The 15,246-nt window shown below is 70.2% G+C and carries 13 protein-coding genes; 4 read left to right on the top strand and 9 right to left on the bottom strand.

Annotated features, from left to right (window positions below; genetic code table 11):
• Positions 1-84 precede the first annotated feature (84 nt).
• The 4 genes from JMJ55_RS19910 to JMJ55_RS19895 all read left to right on the top strand — a co-directional run bounded on the left by JMJ55_RS19910 (position 85) and on the right by JMJ55_RS19895 (position 3,499).
• Positions 85-987 carry a LysR family transcriptional regulator gene (locus JMJ55_RS19910; RefSeq protein WP_202827347.1) on the top strand — a complete coding sequence of 301 codons (903 nt, stop codon included), beginning with the start codon at positions 85-87 and terminating at the stop codon, positions 985-987.
• Between the two features lie 77 nt (positions 988-1,064).
• Positions 1,065-2,033, top strand: coding sequence for a Bug family tripartite tricarboxylate transporter substrate binding protein (locus tag JMJ55_RS19905; RefSeq protein WP_202827346.1), 969 nt, complete (start codon positions 1,065-1,067; stop codon positions 2,031-2,033).
• Between the two features lie 3 nt (positions 2,034-2,036).
• Complete coding sequence (locus tag JMJ55_RS19900) at positions 2,037-2,717, top strand: cyclase family protein (RefSeq protein ID WP_202827345.1); 681 nt, start codon at positions 2,037-2,039, stop codon at positions 2,715-2,717.
• Entirely contained in the window at positions 2,714-3,499 is a 786-nt protein-coding gene (locus tag JMJ55_RS19895) for an SDR family NAD(P)-dependent oxidoreductase (protein WP_202827344.1), read from the top strand. The genes JMJ55_RS19900 and JMJ55_RS19895 overlap by 4 nt, the downstream gene beginning before the upstream one ends.
• A gap of 104 nt (positions 3,500-3,603) precedes the next feature.
• On the opposite strand, the gene JMJ55_RS19890 is transcribed toward JMJ55_RS19895, so the two are convergent.
• The 9 genes from JMJ55_RS19890 to JMJ55_RS19850 form a co-directional block, all read right to left on the bottom strand.
• Entirely contained in the window at positions 3,604-6,813 is a 3,210-nt protein-coding gene (locus JMJ55_RS19890; protein WP_202827343.1) for a glycosyltransferase, read from the bottom strand.
• A 202-nt stretch (positions 6,814-7,015) separates the two neighbouring features.
• Positions 7,016-7,798, bottom strand: coding sequence for a 2OG-Fe(II) oxygenase (locus JMJ55_RS19885; protein ID WP_202827342.1), 783 nt, complete (start codon positions 7,796-7,798; stop codon positions 7,016-7,018).
• Positions 7,799-7,853: 55 nt separating this feature from the next.
• Positions 7,854-9,578, bottom strand: coding sequence for a class I SAM-dependent methyltransferase (locus tag JMJ55_RS19880; RefSeq protein WP_202827341.1), 1,725 nt, complete (start codon positions 9,576-9,578; stop codon positions 7,854-7,856).
• 217 nt (positions 9,579-9,795) lie between these two features.
• A complete protein-coding gene (locus JMJ55_RS19875) occupies positions 9,796-10,848 on the bottom strand; it encodes a class I SAM-dependent methyltransferase (protein WP_202827340.1) in 1,053 nt (350 codons plus the stop codon).
• A complete protein-coding gene (locus JMJ55_RS19870; protein WP_202827339.1) occupies positions 10,835-11,443 on the bottom strand; it encodes a D-glycero-alpha-D-manno-heptose-1,7-bisphosphate 7-phosphatase in 609 nt (202 codons plus the stop codon). The genes JMJ55_RS19875 and JMJ55_RS19870 overlap by 14 nt, the downstream gene beginning before the upstream one ends.
• Positions 11,440-12,138: a nucleotidyltransferase family protein gene (locus JMJ55_RS19865; RefSeq protein WP_202827338.1), complete on the bottom strand. Its 699-nt coding sequence runs from the start codon at positions 12,136-12,138 to the stop codon at positions 11,440-11,442. The genes JMJ55_RS19870 and JMJ55_RS19865 overlap by 4 nt, the downstream gene beginning before the upstream one ends.
• Positions 12,135-12,728 (bottom strand): D-sedoheptulose-7-phosphate isomerase, encoded by a 594-nt coding sequence (locus JMJ55_RS19860; RefSeq protein ID WP_202827337.1) that lies wholly within the window; start codon positions 12,726-12,728, stop codon positions 12,135-12,137. The genes JMJ55_RS19865 and JMJ55_RS19860 overlap by 4 nt, the downstream gene beginning before the upstream one ends.
• Positions 12,716-13,771, bottom strand: coding sequence for a GHMP family kinase ATP-binding protein (locus JMJ55_RS19855; protein ID WP_202827336.1), 1,056 nt, complete (start codon positions 13,769-13,771; stop codon positions 12,716-12,718). Before JMJ55_RS19855 ends, JMJ55_RS19860 begins: the two co-directional genes overlap by 13 nt.
• A 207-nt stretch (positions 13,772-13,978) precedes the next feature.
• A complete protein-coding gene (locus JMJ55_RS19850) occupies positions 13,979-15,151 on the bottom strand; it encodes a M20 aminoacylase family protein (RefSeq protein WP_202827335.1) in 1,173 nt (390 codons plus the stop codon).
• Positions 15,152-15,246 lie beyond the last annotated feature (95 nt).

Here is a 15,246-nt window from a genome sequence, read left to right as displayed (position 1 = left end):
CCTTCGTGGCCCCTCCCAGTTACGTCCTGGCGGCCTGCGCGATAACCGGCCACAATCCGCACGCCCTGTGCGAAATGGCGAACAATGCAGGCCGATCTCGGCGACCTTCAGGCCTTCCTCGCCGTGGCGCGCGCCGGCGGCTTCCGCGAGGGCGCCCGCCTGGCCGGCACCAGCCCCTCGGGCCTGAGCGAGGCGGTGCGCCGGCTGGAGGCGAGGCTCGGCGTCAGGCTGCTCCATCGCACCACCCGCAGCGTATTGCCGACCGAGGCGGGCGCGCGGCTGCTGGACCGGCTCGGCCCGGCGCTCGGCGAGGTGGAGGCCGCGATGGATGTGGTCAACCTCTTCCGCGACCGGCCGGCGGGCACGCTCCGGCTCAATGTCCCGGTCAGCGCGGCGCGGCTGGTGCTGCCGCGCATCGTGCCGCCCTTCCTCGCGGCCTATCCCGACATCCAGCTGGAGATCATCGCCGAGGACAGCTTCGTCGATGTGCTGGCCGCCGGCTGCGATGCCGGCATCCGCTATGACGAGCGGCTGGAGGGCGACATGATCGCGGTGCCGATCGGGCCGCGCGTCCAGCGCTTCGCCACGGCCGCCGCCCCGGCCTATCTGCGCCACCATGGCCAGCCGCAGCATCCCCGCGATCTGCTCGGCCATGCCTGCCTGCGCGGTCGCTTCGCCAGCGGTGCCATGATCGTCTGGGAGTTCGAGCGGGAGGGCGAGGTGGTGCGCGTCAATCCCACGGGGCCATTGCTGGTCAGCGTGGGCGCGGCGACCGACCTTGCCGTCGATGCCGCGATCGCGGGCACCGGGATCATCACCCTGTTCGAGGATTGGCTGCGCCCGTATCTCGACAGCGGCGCGCTGGAGCCGGTCCTCGAGCCCTGGTGGCAGTCCTTCTCCGGGCCGTTCCTCTACTATCCCGGGCGCCGGCTGGTGCCGGCCCCGCTTCGCGCCTTCATCGACTTCATCAAGGCCACGGCCGGATAGCCACTTCCGTCCCCCCGCTGCGCCTAGCCGCCCCGCCCCCGCCCCGCTACGCTCCCCCCAATCGGGGGAAACGGCGCATGCCCAAGATCACGCGACGCAGCCTGGCCGCGCTCGGCCTGGCGGGCTTGCCAGGCGCGGCCATCGGCCAGGGCGCTTGGCCCGGCGACAGGCCGATCAGCTTCATCATCCCCTTCCCGCCCGGCGGTGGCACCGATGTGATGGCCCGCGCCATGGTGCCCCATCTGGAACGCCACCTGCCCGGCGCGCGCTTCGTCCCGCTGAACCGCCCCGGCGCCGGGGCCGAGGTCGGCTATACCGCGCTCGCCGCCGCGCCGCCGGATGGCCTCACCCTCGGCGTCGTCATCGTCCCGAGCCTGCAGACCATCACCATCGAACGCACGCCGCGCTACCGGCTGGGGGACTTCGCCTTCCTCGGCAGCGTCGTCGATGATCCCGGCGGCTTCTTCGTCGCGCCCGACAGCCCCTTGCAGAGCCTCGCCGATCTCGCCGCCCATGCGCGGGCCAATCCGGACAAGGTCGCGGTCGGCACCGCCGGCATCGGGTCGGACGACCACCTGCTGATGATCGGGTTCGAAAGCCTGCTCGGCACCCGCCTGGTGCATGTGCCCTTCGCCGGCCAGGCGCCGACCGTCGCCGCGCTGCTGGGTAGGCACATCACCGTCGCGGCGATGAATATCGGCGAGAGCCTGGAGCTGGTGAAGCAGGGCCAGGCGCGCCCGCTGGCCCAGGCCGCGCCGAGCCGCACTGGCCTGGCCCCCGATATCCCGACCTTCCGCGAGCAGGGCTTCGCGCTGGAAGGCGGCGTGGTGCGCGGGCTGGCGGTGCCGGCCGCGACGCCCGCGCCGATCCGTGCCCGGCTGGAGGCCGCGCTGCTCGCCACCATGGACGACCCGGCCTGGCAGGCGGATGCGGCCCGGCTCTACCAGCCGCTGCGCCGCATGGACGGCGCTGGCTTCACCACCCTGGTGCAGGAGGAAGCCGAGCGGCTGAAGCGCCTCTGGCACGACCGGCCCTGGAAGGACTGACCCATGGCACGCCGACTGATCGACCTGACGACGCCCGTGACCACCGGCCATTTCCGCTGGCCGGTCGAGCGCCGGCTGCTGAAATCCCATGCCGAGGGCGCCGGGCAGGGCACCTGGGCCGGCTGGAATGTCCATGGCTTCACCCATATGGACAGCCCGCGCCATGTGGATCCCGAGGGCTTCACGACCGATTCCATCAGCCTCGACATGACGGTGGGCGAGGCCGCGATCCTCGACCTCTCGGACGTGCCGGAGAACACGGCCATTACGGGGGAGCGGATCGCCGCTGCCGGGGCGCATCTCCGCCGTGGCGACATCGCCATCCTGAAGACGCGCTGGGACGAGCGGGCCGATATCGCCACCCCGGATTTCTGGGCCCGCGCCCCCTGGATGACGGCGGAGGCGGCGATCTGGCTGCGCGAGGCCGGCATCAAGGCGGTGGGCTTCGACTTCCCGCAGGATTACTGCATCCGCTTTTTCCTGACCGGCGAGGCACGGCCGCCGCTGCCCGAGCATGTCACGCATTTCCACCTGCTGAAGCAGGGCGTGATCATGTTCGAATACCTGCGCAACACCGGCGCGCTGCGGGCGCCGCGCAGCCTGGTGGTGGCCGTGCCGGTGAAGCTGCCGGACAGCGACGGCGCCCCGGCCCGGGTCATCGCCATCGAGGAGGATGCGGCATGAGGCTCGCCGGAGACGTCGCCCTGGTGACCGGCGGCGGCGCCGGCATCGGCGAGGCCATCGCCCATCGCCTGGCCCGCGACGGCGCCGCCGTGCTGGTCGCCGACCTGCTGCCGGACCGGGCTGAGCGCGTGGCGGCCGAGATCGCGGCGGCCGGGCTGCGCGCCGCCCCATTCGCGCTCGACGTGGCCGAGGAGGACCAGGCCGCCGCCGCGGTGGCGGAGGCCGAGGCGCGCTTCGGCCCGCTGCGGCTTGCCATCTGCAATGCCGGCATCACCGACCGCGTCCCCGCGCTCGAGATGTCGCGAGTGGCCTTCGAGCGGGTGATCCGCACCAATCTCACCGGCTGCTTCGTCACCGCCCAGGCCGCGGCGCGGGCGATGGTGCGGAATGGCGGGGCCGAGGGCGGGGGAGGCCGCATCGTCACCACCTCCTCCGTCTCCGGCCAATTCGCCGGCACCGGGCGGGTGGCCTATGGCGCGAGCAAGGCCGGCATCATCAACCTGACCCAGGTGCTGGCGATGGAGCTGGCGCCGCACGGGATCCTGGTGAATTGCGTGGCCCCCGGCCCGACCCAGGTCGCCCGCACCGCGCATGGCCCGCGGCAGCGCGCGGCCTTCCTGAACCACATGGCGATGGATCGCTACGCGACGCCGGAGGAAGTGGCCGCTGCAGTGGCCTTCCTCTGCTCGGCGGATGCCGGCTTCGTCACCGGCCATGTGCTGAACGTCGATGGCGGCTTCGCCGCCGCCGGCGTGCTCTACGATCCCGCCGACGGGCCGTAGCTGGACCGCTTTCATCTGCGCTGCGCGCAGGTGAAAGCGGTCCAGCTTGTTGTTTGGTCGCATTTTCCGAGTCGTCCGGCGGACAGGCCGGACTTGAAAATACTCTATTCGCGCGCGGCGCGGGCCTCCTCGAAGATGGCGACCAGCGCATCGCGCATCGCCTCCGGCGAGAAGTGGTCCGCGACATAGCCTGTCTGCGCCGCCGCGCGCGACAGCCAGAGCGCGTCATCGGTCATCAGCCGGACCGCGGCGGCGGCCAGCTCCTCCGGCGTCCCGGCGATGTCGCAGATCTCGGCCAGGCCCGGCAGGCCCTGCGCGCCGACCGGGGTGGTCACCACCGGCACGCCGCGATGCATCGCCTCCACCACCTTGAGCTTCACCCCCGCCCCGATGCGGAGCGGGCAGAGCGCCACGCGGGCCTCCGCATAAGCCGCTGCCAGCTCCTCATCGGAGACGAAGCCCCGGACTTCGACCCCGTCGCCGGCCAGCCCCAGCACCGCCGGCGTCGGGTTGGAGCCGATGATGGTGAGCCGGGCGGCGGGCAGGCGCTGGCGGACCAGCGGCATGATCTCCCGCGTCAGCCAGAGCGCGGCATCCTCGTTCGGCGTATGCCGGAAGCCGCCGACGAAGACGATGCCGCCCGCCGGCGCGGTGGCCGGGGCCGGCCGTCGCGGCAGGGCATAGGCGGGCACGGCATGGGCGCGCACGCCCGGCTCCATCGCCCGCACCCGGGCCGCCTCCTCCTCGGAGGGGTAGAGGGCGACATCCACCAGGCGCCAGATGCGGCGCTCCTGCGCCTCCATCTCCGCGATGCGATCCCGCTGCGCCGGGGCGTCGGCGCCGGGCTCCAGCATCATTCGCGCGAAATGCAGGTCATGGCCGTAGAAGACGATCGGCGCCCGGCAATGGGCGCGGAGCTTGCCCAGGATCGGCACCGCCACGCTCGGGCGGGAGAGCAGGATCTCATCCACCTCGCCGCCATTGGCCGCGAGCCAGGCGTCCAGGCTGGCGGTCCAGGGGCCGTGGATCACCTCGATGCCGCGCTGCTCCAGCAGCTCGGCATAGCCCGGCGTGCGGTGCAGGTTGGCGGGGAGAAATTTCACGACGCGGCCGGCCGCCAGCAGCGCATCCATGAAGGCGAGCATGGTGCGCGACCCGGCATCGCGATCGGGCTCCGGCAGGTAGTGGTCCACCACCAGCATCACGCGGCGGTGCAGCGCATGGTCGCGCGCGCGCATCACCCGCTCGCCGTGTGGCAGCGCCTCGCGCTCCAGCACCTCGCGCCAGCGCTCGAACAGCTTCCGCGTGTTGGCGACCTGATGCGCCTTGACGCCGGATTGGGTGTCGGTGCCGTGCGAGATGCCTTCGTAATGCACCACGACGGATTGCGGCTGGTAGAGAACCTTCCAGCCCGCCCGGCGCAGGCGGAAGGCAAGGTCGCTATCCTCGCAATAGGCCGGCAGGAAGGCCTCGTCGAAGCCGCCCATCTCCGCCCAGCGCACCCGCGGCAGCATGATCGCCGCGCCGGAGATGTAGTCGGCTTCCCGAACATAGTTGTATTGCGGCTTCCGCGGGTCGTCGCCGTTGCCGTAATTCCAGGCCGAGCCGTCGCGCCAGATGATGCCGCCCGCTTCCTGCAGCCGGCCATCGGGATAGACCAGCTTCGACCCCACCATGCCGGCATCCGGCCGCGCCTCGAGCAGCCGCAGCAGCGCCTCGATCGCGCCGGGCAGCAGTTCGGTATCGTTGTTGAGGAAGAAGAGGAACTCGCCCCGCGCCTGCTTCGCGGCCTCGTTGCAGCTGCGGAGGAAGCCGAGATTGGAGGGCCAGCGCAGCAGGCGCAGCCCCTCGACCTGCGCCAGCGTCTCCACTGCCGGATCGCCGGAGGCGTCATCCACCACGATCACCTCGACCGGCACCGCCGGCGCCGCGGCGGTGATGGAGCGGAGGCAGCGCAGGGTGAAATCCACCTGGCCATAGGTCGGGATGATCACGCTGACCCGCGGCGGGCCGTCCAGCCGCGGCAGGTGGATCTCCGCGGGCTGCGGCACCGGCTCCGGCTCAGCGGGCAGGCTCAGCGCGGCGCGCAGATCCTCCCCGGCCACGGCCGCCCTGGCTTCCAGCGCGGCACGGCGGTCGCGCAGCCGGCGCGTCAGCTGGCCGGTGACGGTCCAGTGGGCAACCCGGATGGCACGGCCGCCGAAGCGCGCCAGGCCGGGGAAGCGGCGGCCGAGCACACGCAGCGGCCCCATCGCGCGCCACAGCGTGCTGGTGCGGATCCGCTCGATATGCGCCATCAGCTCCGCCGCCTCGCGCCGCGTCTCGGCGGTCATGGCCTCGGAACGGGCAAGGCTCTCCGCCGCCTCGCGCCGTGCCTCGGCCAGTGCGGCTTCAGATCGGGCGCGCTGCTCCTCAACTAAAGTGCGCTGCTCCTCTACCATCTGGCGGGCGAGCGTTTCGCGCCGCTCGGCCTCCTGCCAGGCCGCCTCCATATCGGCGCGCGCGCGCTGGGCGGTGGCCAGGGCCCCCGGCGCGGCCAGCAGATGGTCGAGCGAGACGTTATGGGCAAACAGGCTCGACCCGACCGCCGGCAGCGGCGCGTCCGACGCCACGGCGACAAGGTAGAAGGCCCGCGACAGGCCGGGTTGTGCCTCGATCAGGTCGCCGTTGCGGCTGTCATAGGTCCGCCAGCCGCCCCATGCCCCATCCAGCGGCGCGAGCACCGATCCCATCACCGCGCGCTGCGCCAGGATGCCGTGATGGGCGAAGCGCCGGCCGAGAATCTCGGTGAATTCCGGAACCGTCAGTTCCAGCACATGGTAGCGGTTGGCCGGCTGGCCGGGCGCCGAATAGACATGCCGGTCGGGCGTGGAGATCAGCAGGAGGCCGCCCGGCCGCAGCACGCGCCGGATCTCGTCGAAGAAGGCCTCCTGGTCCTGCAGGTGCTCGAGCGTTTCGAAGCTCACCACCGCATCCACGCAGGCATCGGGCAGCGGCATGCGCGTCGCATCGCCCTGCAGGAAGCGCAGGTTCGGCAGCGCATAGGCCGCCTGCGCATGACGGACCGAGGCAGCGTCGATCTCGACACCGACCACGCTGCGCGCGGCGCCGGCGAGCAGCGCCGAGCCATAGCCCTCGCCCGAGGCGACATCGAGGACATCGCGTCCCGCGACGAGATCGCGCGCCAGGCAGTAGCGGTGGTAATGCTCGAAGGCGATCTGCCCGCCGATATCGGATGTCATCCGCTCGCCGGTGAAGCCCAGGGCGGTGGCGGGCCTGGGCACGGTGAACTGCCCGTTCCGGGTCGGGCCCATCGGGGTCGCCGCGGTTCCGCCTTCACTCCCGGCCTGCGAGCCTGCGCGATCCTCTGCCAAAGCCACCCCAATTCCGGCGAACGCCGTTCGCTTCCGACAATCCGCATCAAGCATAGGTTGCGCGGCCTGTCATCAGGCCATGCCTGGCCAACGGCCTGGCAAGCCCTTGGGGTCGTTTCAGCCGATGCCCGCTCCCGGCCCTTCAATAATCCCCGTGCGGCCGTTTCTTCCATAGCGTGGAATGCTCGTCCGAGGCGTCCGGCGGCGATCCCTCATCGGCACGGCCATTCGAGAAGTAATAGAGTGCGATCGAGCGGCGCCAGAGGTCGGGCGGTCCCTGGATCGGCTCGGGCTGGCCGTGAAACGAGGTGCTTGTCGTTGAAAACAGGACAGTCCGGTTGAACACCGGCAGAACCCGCTCCGCGCATGCGCGCATGTCCTGATCCCAAAGCTCCAGCCAGCCCGCATTGGCCTCGGTCCAGTCCTCGTTGAGATAGACGAGGAGGTTGAGGCGCCGGTCGAGCTTGAAGAAAGGATGCTTGTTGTAGTCGGCATGAACTGCGAGCGTCCCGCCGGTTCGGGTCGCGTGCAAGCCGCCGCCGAACATGTAGGGATCACCGATGAGCCCCCACATATCGGTCACGGATTGGAGCTTCTGCAGGAAGGCGGGGCCATTCAGTTCCGCGAACAGCCTGCGGGTCTGTGGCCCGAAGCGGGTCTTCCAGGTGGTGCCGATCTTGTCCCGGACGACCTCGCCATCATTGTGGTGCTCGACCTCCTGCTCCGGTCCCGGCCATTCGGTGAGAACGCGGCGCAGAATCTCAGGATTGAACAATCCGTCGATGACGAGATGCGGGAATGGCTGGGCCGACCGGTAACCGCCATAGGACTCGAACCGTGCCAGCCCCTCGGGATCGAATATCGGTACATCCTCGCCTGACGCGCCCTGCGGCGCCGGCATGCCTCTGCGGAAGAGTTTGAGCATCACCGACCTCCTTCGGGCCTGAGAGCGCGCTGTTGCATGGGCTCGGTCCTGGCCTTCATCGGGTTGCCAGGAGGACGAAGTTGCCGGCGAGTTCGCGGCCGACGATACCGTATTGCGCAGAGCCGATGAAGACCATGCTGGCATGCGAAAAGCCTGCCTCCCGGCACAGGTCCAGCAGATCCCAGCCCGGGACCTGGAACACCAGGGAACCGCCCTCCGGGTCCACCGGATTGCCATGATATTCGGGCTTTGCAAGGTGTTCGATGCCGGAAGGCGTCAGGCGCGCCCGGATCTCGGTTCTTTCAGCTCCGAAATTGAAGGGGCATGTGCCGATGAGTTTGCCGCCGGGGGCAAGGATGCGCAGTGTGTCGCGCAAGCCAGCGACGAGATCGGGGATATGCTCCAGTACTTCATTCGTCAGCACGAAGTCGAAGCTGCCATCGGGGAAGGGGCTGTGCATGATGTCCACGGCCGGCACGGGCCATAGCGACTTCGCCGCTGCTTCATCAGGCGCGTATTCAGAACCAACCAGGCGCGGATAGCGGCTGCGCATCAGCAGGGCGAAAGGCGTCATCGCTTCGTGGAGATAGAGTCGGCTGTTCCAGATGTCGTGCGCACCTTCGTGCCAGGAGAGGGCCAGCAGCACGGCGCGGAGCCGCGCATTGGTCCCGCGCGCGACAAGCCCTTCCCGTGGGTCGTCCGTTGTCAGCGACACCTCGTTCGATCCGGCCCTGCCGAAGAGCGGAACGTCGATACCGTCGCTCAGCGCTTTGCTGACCATATCCGCCCCGGCCTGCGGAGAGATCTCGGCCGCATGCGCTTCCGCCCATCCGCGCCATTCAGCAAGGGAGCCGAGATGCGCCACGAGTTCAGAGCCTCCCGGCTGCCCGGTGCTGTTCCTGGCCGGCCCTGGCAAGGCGGGCGATGGCAAGGTGGGCGATGGGACCGGGGCTCGTTCCCCGCGCAGGAGCCTTGCGACTTGGCGCAGCGGCGCAGTGACGCGCCAGGACGTGCTTCGGAGAACGGCATCAAGCATCTCCTCCTCCGCTGTCCGTATGTCGGCCATGGTCACCTCCCGCTTCCGGCGCCGCAGGAGCTTGGTTGCCGTGATGGCGATGGCGTCATCGAACCGGCTGATGCAGACGGCAGCGAAACCGGCTGCGTGCAGGATCTGCCAGATATCCGCGCCGAAATCCGTGTGGACCCGCATGTCCTCGGTCTTATGCGCCGGATCGCCGTGATAGAGCGGCGTCAGATCGGCCCGGCTTACCGATAATCTGGTGGCTAGGGCCGGCACCGTGAAGCAGAGCGCGCCGTCCGCGGTCAGGACCCGGGCGCATTCCATCAGTGCGCGGCCCGGATCCGGCACATGCTCCAGCGTATCGGAATGAATCACGAGGTCGAAGCTGTGGTCGGCAAAAGGTATCGCCTGCATATCGACTTCGGGATAGGCGCCGAAGCGATGTCCCGGCATGCGACGAAGCTCGGGCGAGAGCGACCCTGCCTCGTTCACTTCCAGCAAGCGGATTGGACGAGCCAGATCGCTGACCACGAACTCCCGCAATGTTCCTGTCCAGCCACACTCCGCCATCACTGCGTCGGCCAGCGCGAGGGAGCGCAGGTTGCCGCCGCAGCCACGGCATGTTCTTCCTTGCTGCAGGTCCACGAGCCTGTGCTCGGCCGGCGTCAGCCCCCATCCCTCGACCTGCTCCGGGGGCAGGATCGCACGGTCGAAATAATCCGTGCTGCCGCAGACGGCGCAGGGGGGAGTAGGCGCCATACCGTTATCTCCTTCTGTCAGCCCGGCAACGCCGCGGGGGTCGCCGCGGCCCGGGCTTGTGGCGCGGGCAATGCCCGACGCCGACAATGACGCTGCCCCGTTTGGTAAGGCAGACGAGCCTGGAAATTCGCCTCGGTCCAGCGTCCGTGGTCGTTTCTCCCGGTCATGTCGGCATTCAAGTCCGGCGGCGGCACAATATCAGCTTTCGGCTGCTTCGCTAACTCCGGTGCAACAGGCTTTTCCCAAACCGCACCGCATGCCTCAGCGGCATCGTCATCCTCCAGGATGTGCTCGACAGCACGGCCGCAAGCTGGGTCTCCGCCTGCCTTCGGCGTTCCTGCTGGTTATGCTGACCTGCTTCGCAATGCCGCAATTCACCCACCGCCCAGCTCGCCACCTCCGCCTCGATATAGCAGCGCGCGCCCTCCAGCCCGGCGGCGAGCAGCAGGTGGCCGAAGCGCGCCGAGTCCAGCAAGGCGCGGTTCTCCGGAAGCATGGTCCATAGCCTATGGAACAAAGCCGCCTTGTCCTCAGGCGGCGGCCGCCGGGCATATTCCGCGAGGAAAGCCCAGTCGCGCCCGGGCAGGGCATGCAGGGTGAAGCCCGCCTCGGCAAAGACCGGCCGCAGCCCCTCGACGGAGTAGCTGGCGATATGGCCGCGCTTGTAGGGATCGAGGTAGCCGGGATCGTCCCGCAGCACGAAATCCGGCTGGGCGGAGTTGAAATACCAGAGCGCATCCGGCGCCGAAACCGCGGCGAGTTCCGCCAGCATCCCGCGCAGCACGGGCGGCGCCAGGTGCTCGATCACCTCGATGCAGGTGCCGCCGTCGAATGTGCCGTCGAGGTCGCGGAGGAAGCCGATCCGGTAGTTCGGGTGGCGCGCGCGGTATTCGGCCGGCGGCGGGAAGGGCTCGATCCCCCAGAAGGTATCGGCGATCTCGGGCAGCAGCTCCGTGGCGCTGTCCAGCAGCGTCCCGGCGCCGCAGCTGACATCGAGGAAGCGGCGCACCGGCCGCCTGGCATAATAGAACACCTCCGCCAGGCGGATCAGCGATGCGCCATGGCCGCGCTCGCGCGCCGCCTTCAGCTCCTCGGCCCAGTAATCCTCGTCATAGATGCGGGCTTCCCCCGCCATGCTGCGTTCGAGGAAGCCGCGCTCGGCGAGGATCGAGCCGCAGGCGGTGCAGCGCAGATAGCCGATGCCGTCGATCTCGCGCAGCGGCTGCAAGGCGCCCTTGCCGCAAACCGTGCAAGGTTCAGGATCGGGCATCGTCTTGGTCCTCCCGCCTGTCCCGCAGCTCCATCGGCAGCGCCGCGACGATCGCCGCCGCCTCCCGCAGCGCGCCGTCCGGCAGCACCAGCGTGCCGGGCGGTGCGGCCGCCGCTTCCTCCGGCGCATCGGTCAGCAGGATGCGCGTGCCGATGCCCGCCGCCTGCGCCGCCTGCATGTCGGAGGCCTTGTCCCCCACCATGACCGATCGCGCTGGATCGAGCCCATGCGCCGCGCTGGCATCGAGGATCATCCCCGGCCCCGGCTTGCGGCGCGGGCAGTCGCGGCGATAGGCGCCAATGCCCGCGGCCGGGTGGTGCGGGCAATGCTCGACGCCCGTGATGGCGATGCCCCGCTCGGCGAAGCGGGCGAGCATCCACTCCGTCAGCACCCCGAAATCCGCCTCGGTGTAGAGGCCGCGGCCGATGCCGGCCTGGTTGGTCACCACCACCAGCGCCATGCCGCGCGCCTGCGCCGCGGAGCAGAGATCGAAGATGCCGTCACGGAAGGCGAAATCCGCGATGCGGTGGGTATAGCCGGCATCGTGGTTGATGACGCCGTCGCGGTCGAGGAAGAGGGCGGGCCGCCCGCTCATGCCGCCGCCCAGGCGGGAATCAGCGCCTGCGCGCGGGCGAAATCCTCCGGCGTCCCGATATCGAGGAACTCCGCCTCCGTCCGGTGCGCGCGGAGGTCGAGCCCCCCGGGCCGCGCCAGCACCTCGGTCTCCAGGCTGAAGGAGGCCGGCATGGGGCGGCGCTCCGGCAGGTCGCGGCGGGCGAGGTAGAGGCCGGCATTCACCAGCCCCGGGCCGGAGGGACCCTTCTCCTCGAGGCCGAGGATGCGGTTGCCCTCGACCCGCACCGTGCCGTAGCGGGCGCGGTCCGGCACCGGCCGGACGGCGAGGACGAGATCGGCCCCCGGCGCCTCCTCCGCCAGCGGCGCGAGCGGCGCGCCGAGCCAGGTATCGCCGTTCAGGACGAAAACGCGCTCCCCCTCCGCCAGGCGCAGCGCGTTGTAGAGCGCGCCGCCGGTGCCGAGCGGCGCTTCCTCCCGCACATAGGCCAGCGCCATGCCGGCATGGGTCGTGCCCAGCGCATCCTGCACCAGATCGCCGAGATAGCCGGTGGCAAGGATGGTGCGCGCCACGCCCTGCCGCGCCAGCCCATCCAGCAGCCAGGCGAGGAAAGGCCGGCCGGCGACCGGGGCGAGCGGCTTCGGCACGTCGCGCACCACGGCGCGCAGGCGCGTCCCGAGCCCGCCGGCCAGCACGATCGCCTCGGCCGGGATCATGCAGGCGGGCGGGGGAAGATCGCGGCCTCGATCATGGCGCAGATCGTGTGGCCAAGAACCTCATGCCCTTCCTGGATGCGCGGCGTGCTGTCGGAGGGGATGCGGATGCAGATGTCGCAGAGCTCCGCCATGCGTCCGCCGGCCTGGCCGGTGAAGCCGATGGTGGCGAGGCCCCGCTCCCGCGCCGCTTGCAGCGCGGCGACGACATTGGGCGAGTTGCCGGAGGTCGAGATCGCCAGCAGCGCATCGCCCGCGACGCCCAGCGCCTCCACCTGCCGGGCGAAGACCCGGTCATAGCCGTAGTCGTTGCCGATCGCGGTGAGGATCGAGCTGTCCGTGGTCAGCGCGATCGCCGGCAGGCCGGGACGGTCGTAATGGAAGCGGGAGACGAGCTCGCCCGCCCAGTGCTGCGCATCGGCCGCGCTGCCGCCATTGCCGCAGATCAGGATCTTCCGCCCCGCCCGCAGCGCGGCGATGCAGGCGCGCGCGGCGGCGGCGGCGGCCTCGCACAGCGCCTCATCGGCCGCGACCGCGTCCAGCAGCCGCGCCGTCACGCGGACGGCCGCCTGGACCTCACTCATCTCCGCCATGCCGTCGCTCCTTCCGCCGTGTAGCGCACCGTTTCGGTCCTGTAGCCGCGTTCGTTCAGCGCCGCCATGACGGCGCGCCGGCGTTCCAGCGGGGCAAGGAACATGATGAAGCCGCCGCCCCCCGCGCCCGAGACCTTGCCGGCGGTGGCGCCGGCCCCGCGCGCCGCCTGCAGCGCATCCTCGATCTGGGGATTGCTGATGCCGCTGGCCATGTCGCGCTTGCTGGACCAGCCCGCATCCAGCGTGCGCGAGACCTCCGCCAGGTCGCCCTTCAGCAGCGCCTGCTTCATCGCCACCGCGGAGTCCTTCAGCGCATGCATCGCCTGGATCGAGCGGCTGGCACCCTGTTCCACATTGCGCGACTGCTCGGCGATGATGGTCGCGCTTTCGCGGCTGACGCCGGTGAAGCAGAGGATGGTCTGCGCCTCCAGCTCGCTGATCACCTCGCGCTTGATGCGCAGCGGATTGACGATGACGTTGTCGCGGCCGTGGAATTCCATGAAGTTGAAGCCGCCGAAGGCCGCCGCATACTGGTCCTGCCGCCCGCCCGCCAGGCGCAGATCCTCGCGCTCGATCCGGTAGGCCAGCTGCGCCAGGTCGTATTCGCCGAGCGGCAGGCCGAACAGCTCCGTCATCGCCTGGAGCACCGCCACGACCAGCGTGGAGGAGGAGCCGAGCCCCGATCCCGCCGGCGCCTCGGAGAAGGTCGAGATGCGCATCGACACGGCGCGGCCGCCGAGGAAGTCGCGCGTGACGCGGTTGTAGATGGCCTTGTGCAGGTCGAGCGTGCCGTCGATCGGCAGCGCCTCCCCGCAGGGCAGGCGCTGGTGACGGCCGAGATCATGGCTCTCGACCTCCACCCTCCCATCCTCGGTCAGGCCGAGGGAGGCATAGATGTATCGATCAATGGTCGCATTCATCACCGCCCCGCCATGCAGCTCGGCATAGGGGGAGACATCGGTGCCGCCGCCGGCGAGGCCGAGGCGCAGCGGCGCGCGGGCCCGGACCTGCGGGCACCGGCGCGCGGCGAAGTCGGAGCTCATGCGACGGGTCCCGGTTCGCGTCCTGAGGCTCCGGCCGGCATCACCCCGGGCTTCGCCTGCGGCGGGACGAAGGGGGGGTTCGATACCCCCTCCCATAGAGAGTTCAGCTTATGCATGAAGGTTCCGGGCGGTACCTCGAACGAGGCCACGTTATTGTCAGCAGCCTAGTCCGATATCGTCACTCCGCCTGTCAAGGGGCGGGTGCCCCTACCCCCGCGGCAGCTCCTGCTCGACCAGCGCGGCGAAATAGCTGGCGCCGATCGGCAGCAGGTCGTCGTTGAAGTCGTAGCGCGGATGGTGGACCGGCACGCCGCCCCGGCCATCGGCGCCCTTCTGCCCCATGAAGAGGAAGGCGCCCGGCCGTTCCAGCAGCATGAAGGAGAAATCCTCGCCGCCCATCACCGGCGGCAGGTCGCGATGCACCCGGGCCTCGCCCAGGACGCGGGCGGCGGCCGCCGCGGCGCGGTCGGTCTCGGCGGCATGGTTCACCGTCGGCGGGTAGCGGCGGGTATAGGTCACCACCGCCTCGGCATCCTGGGCGCGGGCGGTGTTCTCGGCGACCTGGGCGATCAGCCGCTCCATCTGGTCGCGCACCTCGGGCAGCAGGGTGCGCACCGTGCCGCGCAGCTCCGCCACTTCGGGGATGACATTGCCGGCGCTGCCGGCATGGAATTGCGTGATGCTGAGCACCGCATTCTTCAGCGGGTCGATCCGCCGCGCCACCACCGCCTGCAGCCCGACCAGGATCTGCGCGCCCACCATCACCGGGTCGATCGCCAGATGCGGCTTCGCCGCATGCCCGCCATAGCCCCGCACCGTGATGGCGATCCCGTCGGAGGCCGCCATGATCGGCCCCGCCACTGCCGAGCATTCGCCGAGCGGCAGGTCCGGCGCGTTATGGATGCCGTAGACGGAATCGCAGGGGAAGCGGTCGAACAGCCCCTCCTCCACCATCACCCGGCCGCCGCCGCCGCCTTCTTCGGCCGGCTGGAAGATGAAGTTCACCGTGCCGGTGAAATTCCGCGTCTCCGCGAGGTATTTGGCGGCGCCGAGCAGCGTCGCGGTATGCCCGTCATGCCCGCAGGCATGCATCCGCCCCGGCGTCTCCGAGGCATGCGGCAGGCCGGTCTCCTCCTGCATCGCCAGGCAGTCCATATCGGCCCGGAGGCCGATGCTCGGCCCGCTGCCATTCCGCAGCACGCCCACGAGGCCGGTGGTGGCGAGGCCGCGATGCACCTCGATCCCCCATTCGGCCAGCTTCGCCGCCACGACATCGCTGGTCCGCCGCTCCTCGAAGCCGAGCTCCGGATGGCGGTGGAAATCCTGCCGCCAGGCGGTCATCTCGGCGGCGAAATCGGCGATGCGGTTGATGACGGGCATGGGGCGGCTCCTGCGGCGTGTCCGGCGCACCTAAAGCGGCCGGGGCAGGGCTTGTCGAGAGTGGTGTTGGAGGGGCGCTGCCCCTCCAAGCCTCC

Source organism: Belnapia mucosa (assembly GCF_016775475.1).
Taxonomy (GTDB): Bacteria; Pseudomonadota; Alphaproteobacteria; order Acetobacterales; family Acetobacteraceae; genus Belnapia; species Belnapia mucosa.
The sequence above is the reverse complement of the archived record's forward strand: the minus strand, read 5'-3'. Positions and strand labels throughout refer to the sequence as shown.

What these genes read in the sequence shown, in the direction of transcription:
- JMJ55_RS19905 (WP_202827346.1), top strand. Translation starts at nt 1,065, where the DNA reads ATGCCCAAGATCACGCGACGCAGCCTGGCCGCGCTCGGCCTGGCGGGC.
- JMJ55_RS19880 (WP_202827341.1), bottom strand. Translation starts at nt 9,578, where the DNA reads ATGGCGCCTACTCCCCCCTGCGCCGTCTGCGGCAGCACGGATTATTTC.
- JMJ55_RS19855 (WP_202827336.1), bottom strand. Translation starts at nt 13,771, where the DNA reads ATGAGCTCCGACTTCGCCGCGCGCCGGTGCCCGCAGGTCCGGGCCCGC.
- JMJ55_RS19870 (WP_202827339.1), bottom strand. Translation starts at nt 11,443, where the DNA reads ATGAGCGGGCGGCCCGCCCTCTTCCTCGACCGCGACGGCGTCATCAAC.
- JMJ55_RS19860 (WP_202827337.1), bottom strand. Translation starts at nt 12,728, where the DNA reads ATGGCGGAGATGAGTGAGGTCCAGGCGGCCGTCCGCGTGACGGCGCGG.
- JMJ55_RS19895 (WP_202827344.1), top strand. Translation starts at nt 2,714, where the DNA reads ATGAGGCTCGCCGGAGACGTCGCCCTGGTGACCGGCGGCGGCGCCGGC.
- JMJ55_RS19850 (WP_202827335.1), bottom strand. Translation starts at nt 15,151, where the DNA reads ATGCCCGTCATCAACCGCATCGCCGATTTCGCCGCCGAGATGACCGCC.
- JMJ55_RS19885 (WP_202827342.1), bottom strand. Translation starts at nt 7,798, where the DNA reads ATGCTCAAACTCTTCCGCAGAGGCATGCCGGCGCCGCAGGGCGCGTCA.
- JMJ55_RS19900 (WP_202827345.1), top strand. Translation starts at nt 2,037, where the DNA reads ATGGCACGCCGACTGATCGACCTGACGACGCCCGTGACCACCGGCCAT.
- JMJ55_RS19890 (WP_202827343.1), bottom strand. Translation starts at nt 6,813, where the DNA reads ATGGGCCCGACCCGGAACGGGCAGTTCACCGTGCCCAGGCCCGCCACC.
- JMJ55_RS19865 (WP_202827338.1), bottom strand. Translation starts at nt 12,138, where the DNA reads ATGATCCCGGCCGAGGCGATCGTGCTGGCCGGCGGGCTCGGGACGCGC.
- JMJ55_RS19910 (WP_202827347.1), top strand. Translation starts at nt 85, where the DNA reads ATGCAGGCCGATCTCGGCGACCTTCAGGCCTTCCTCGCCGTGGCGCGC.
- JMJ55_RS19875 (WP_202827340.1), bottom strand. Translation starts at nt 10,848, where the DNA reads ATGCCCGATCCTGAACCTTGCACGGTTTGCGGCAAGGGCGCCTTGCAG.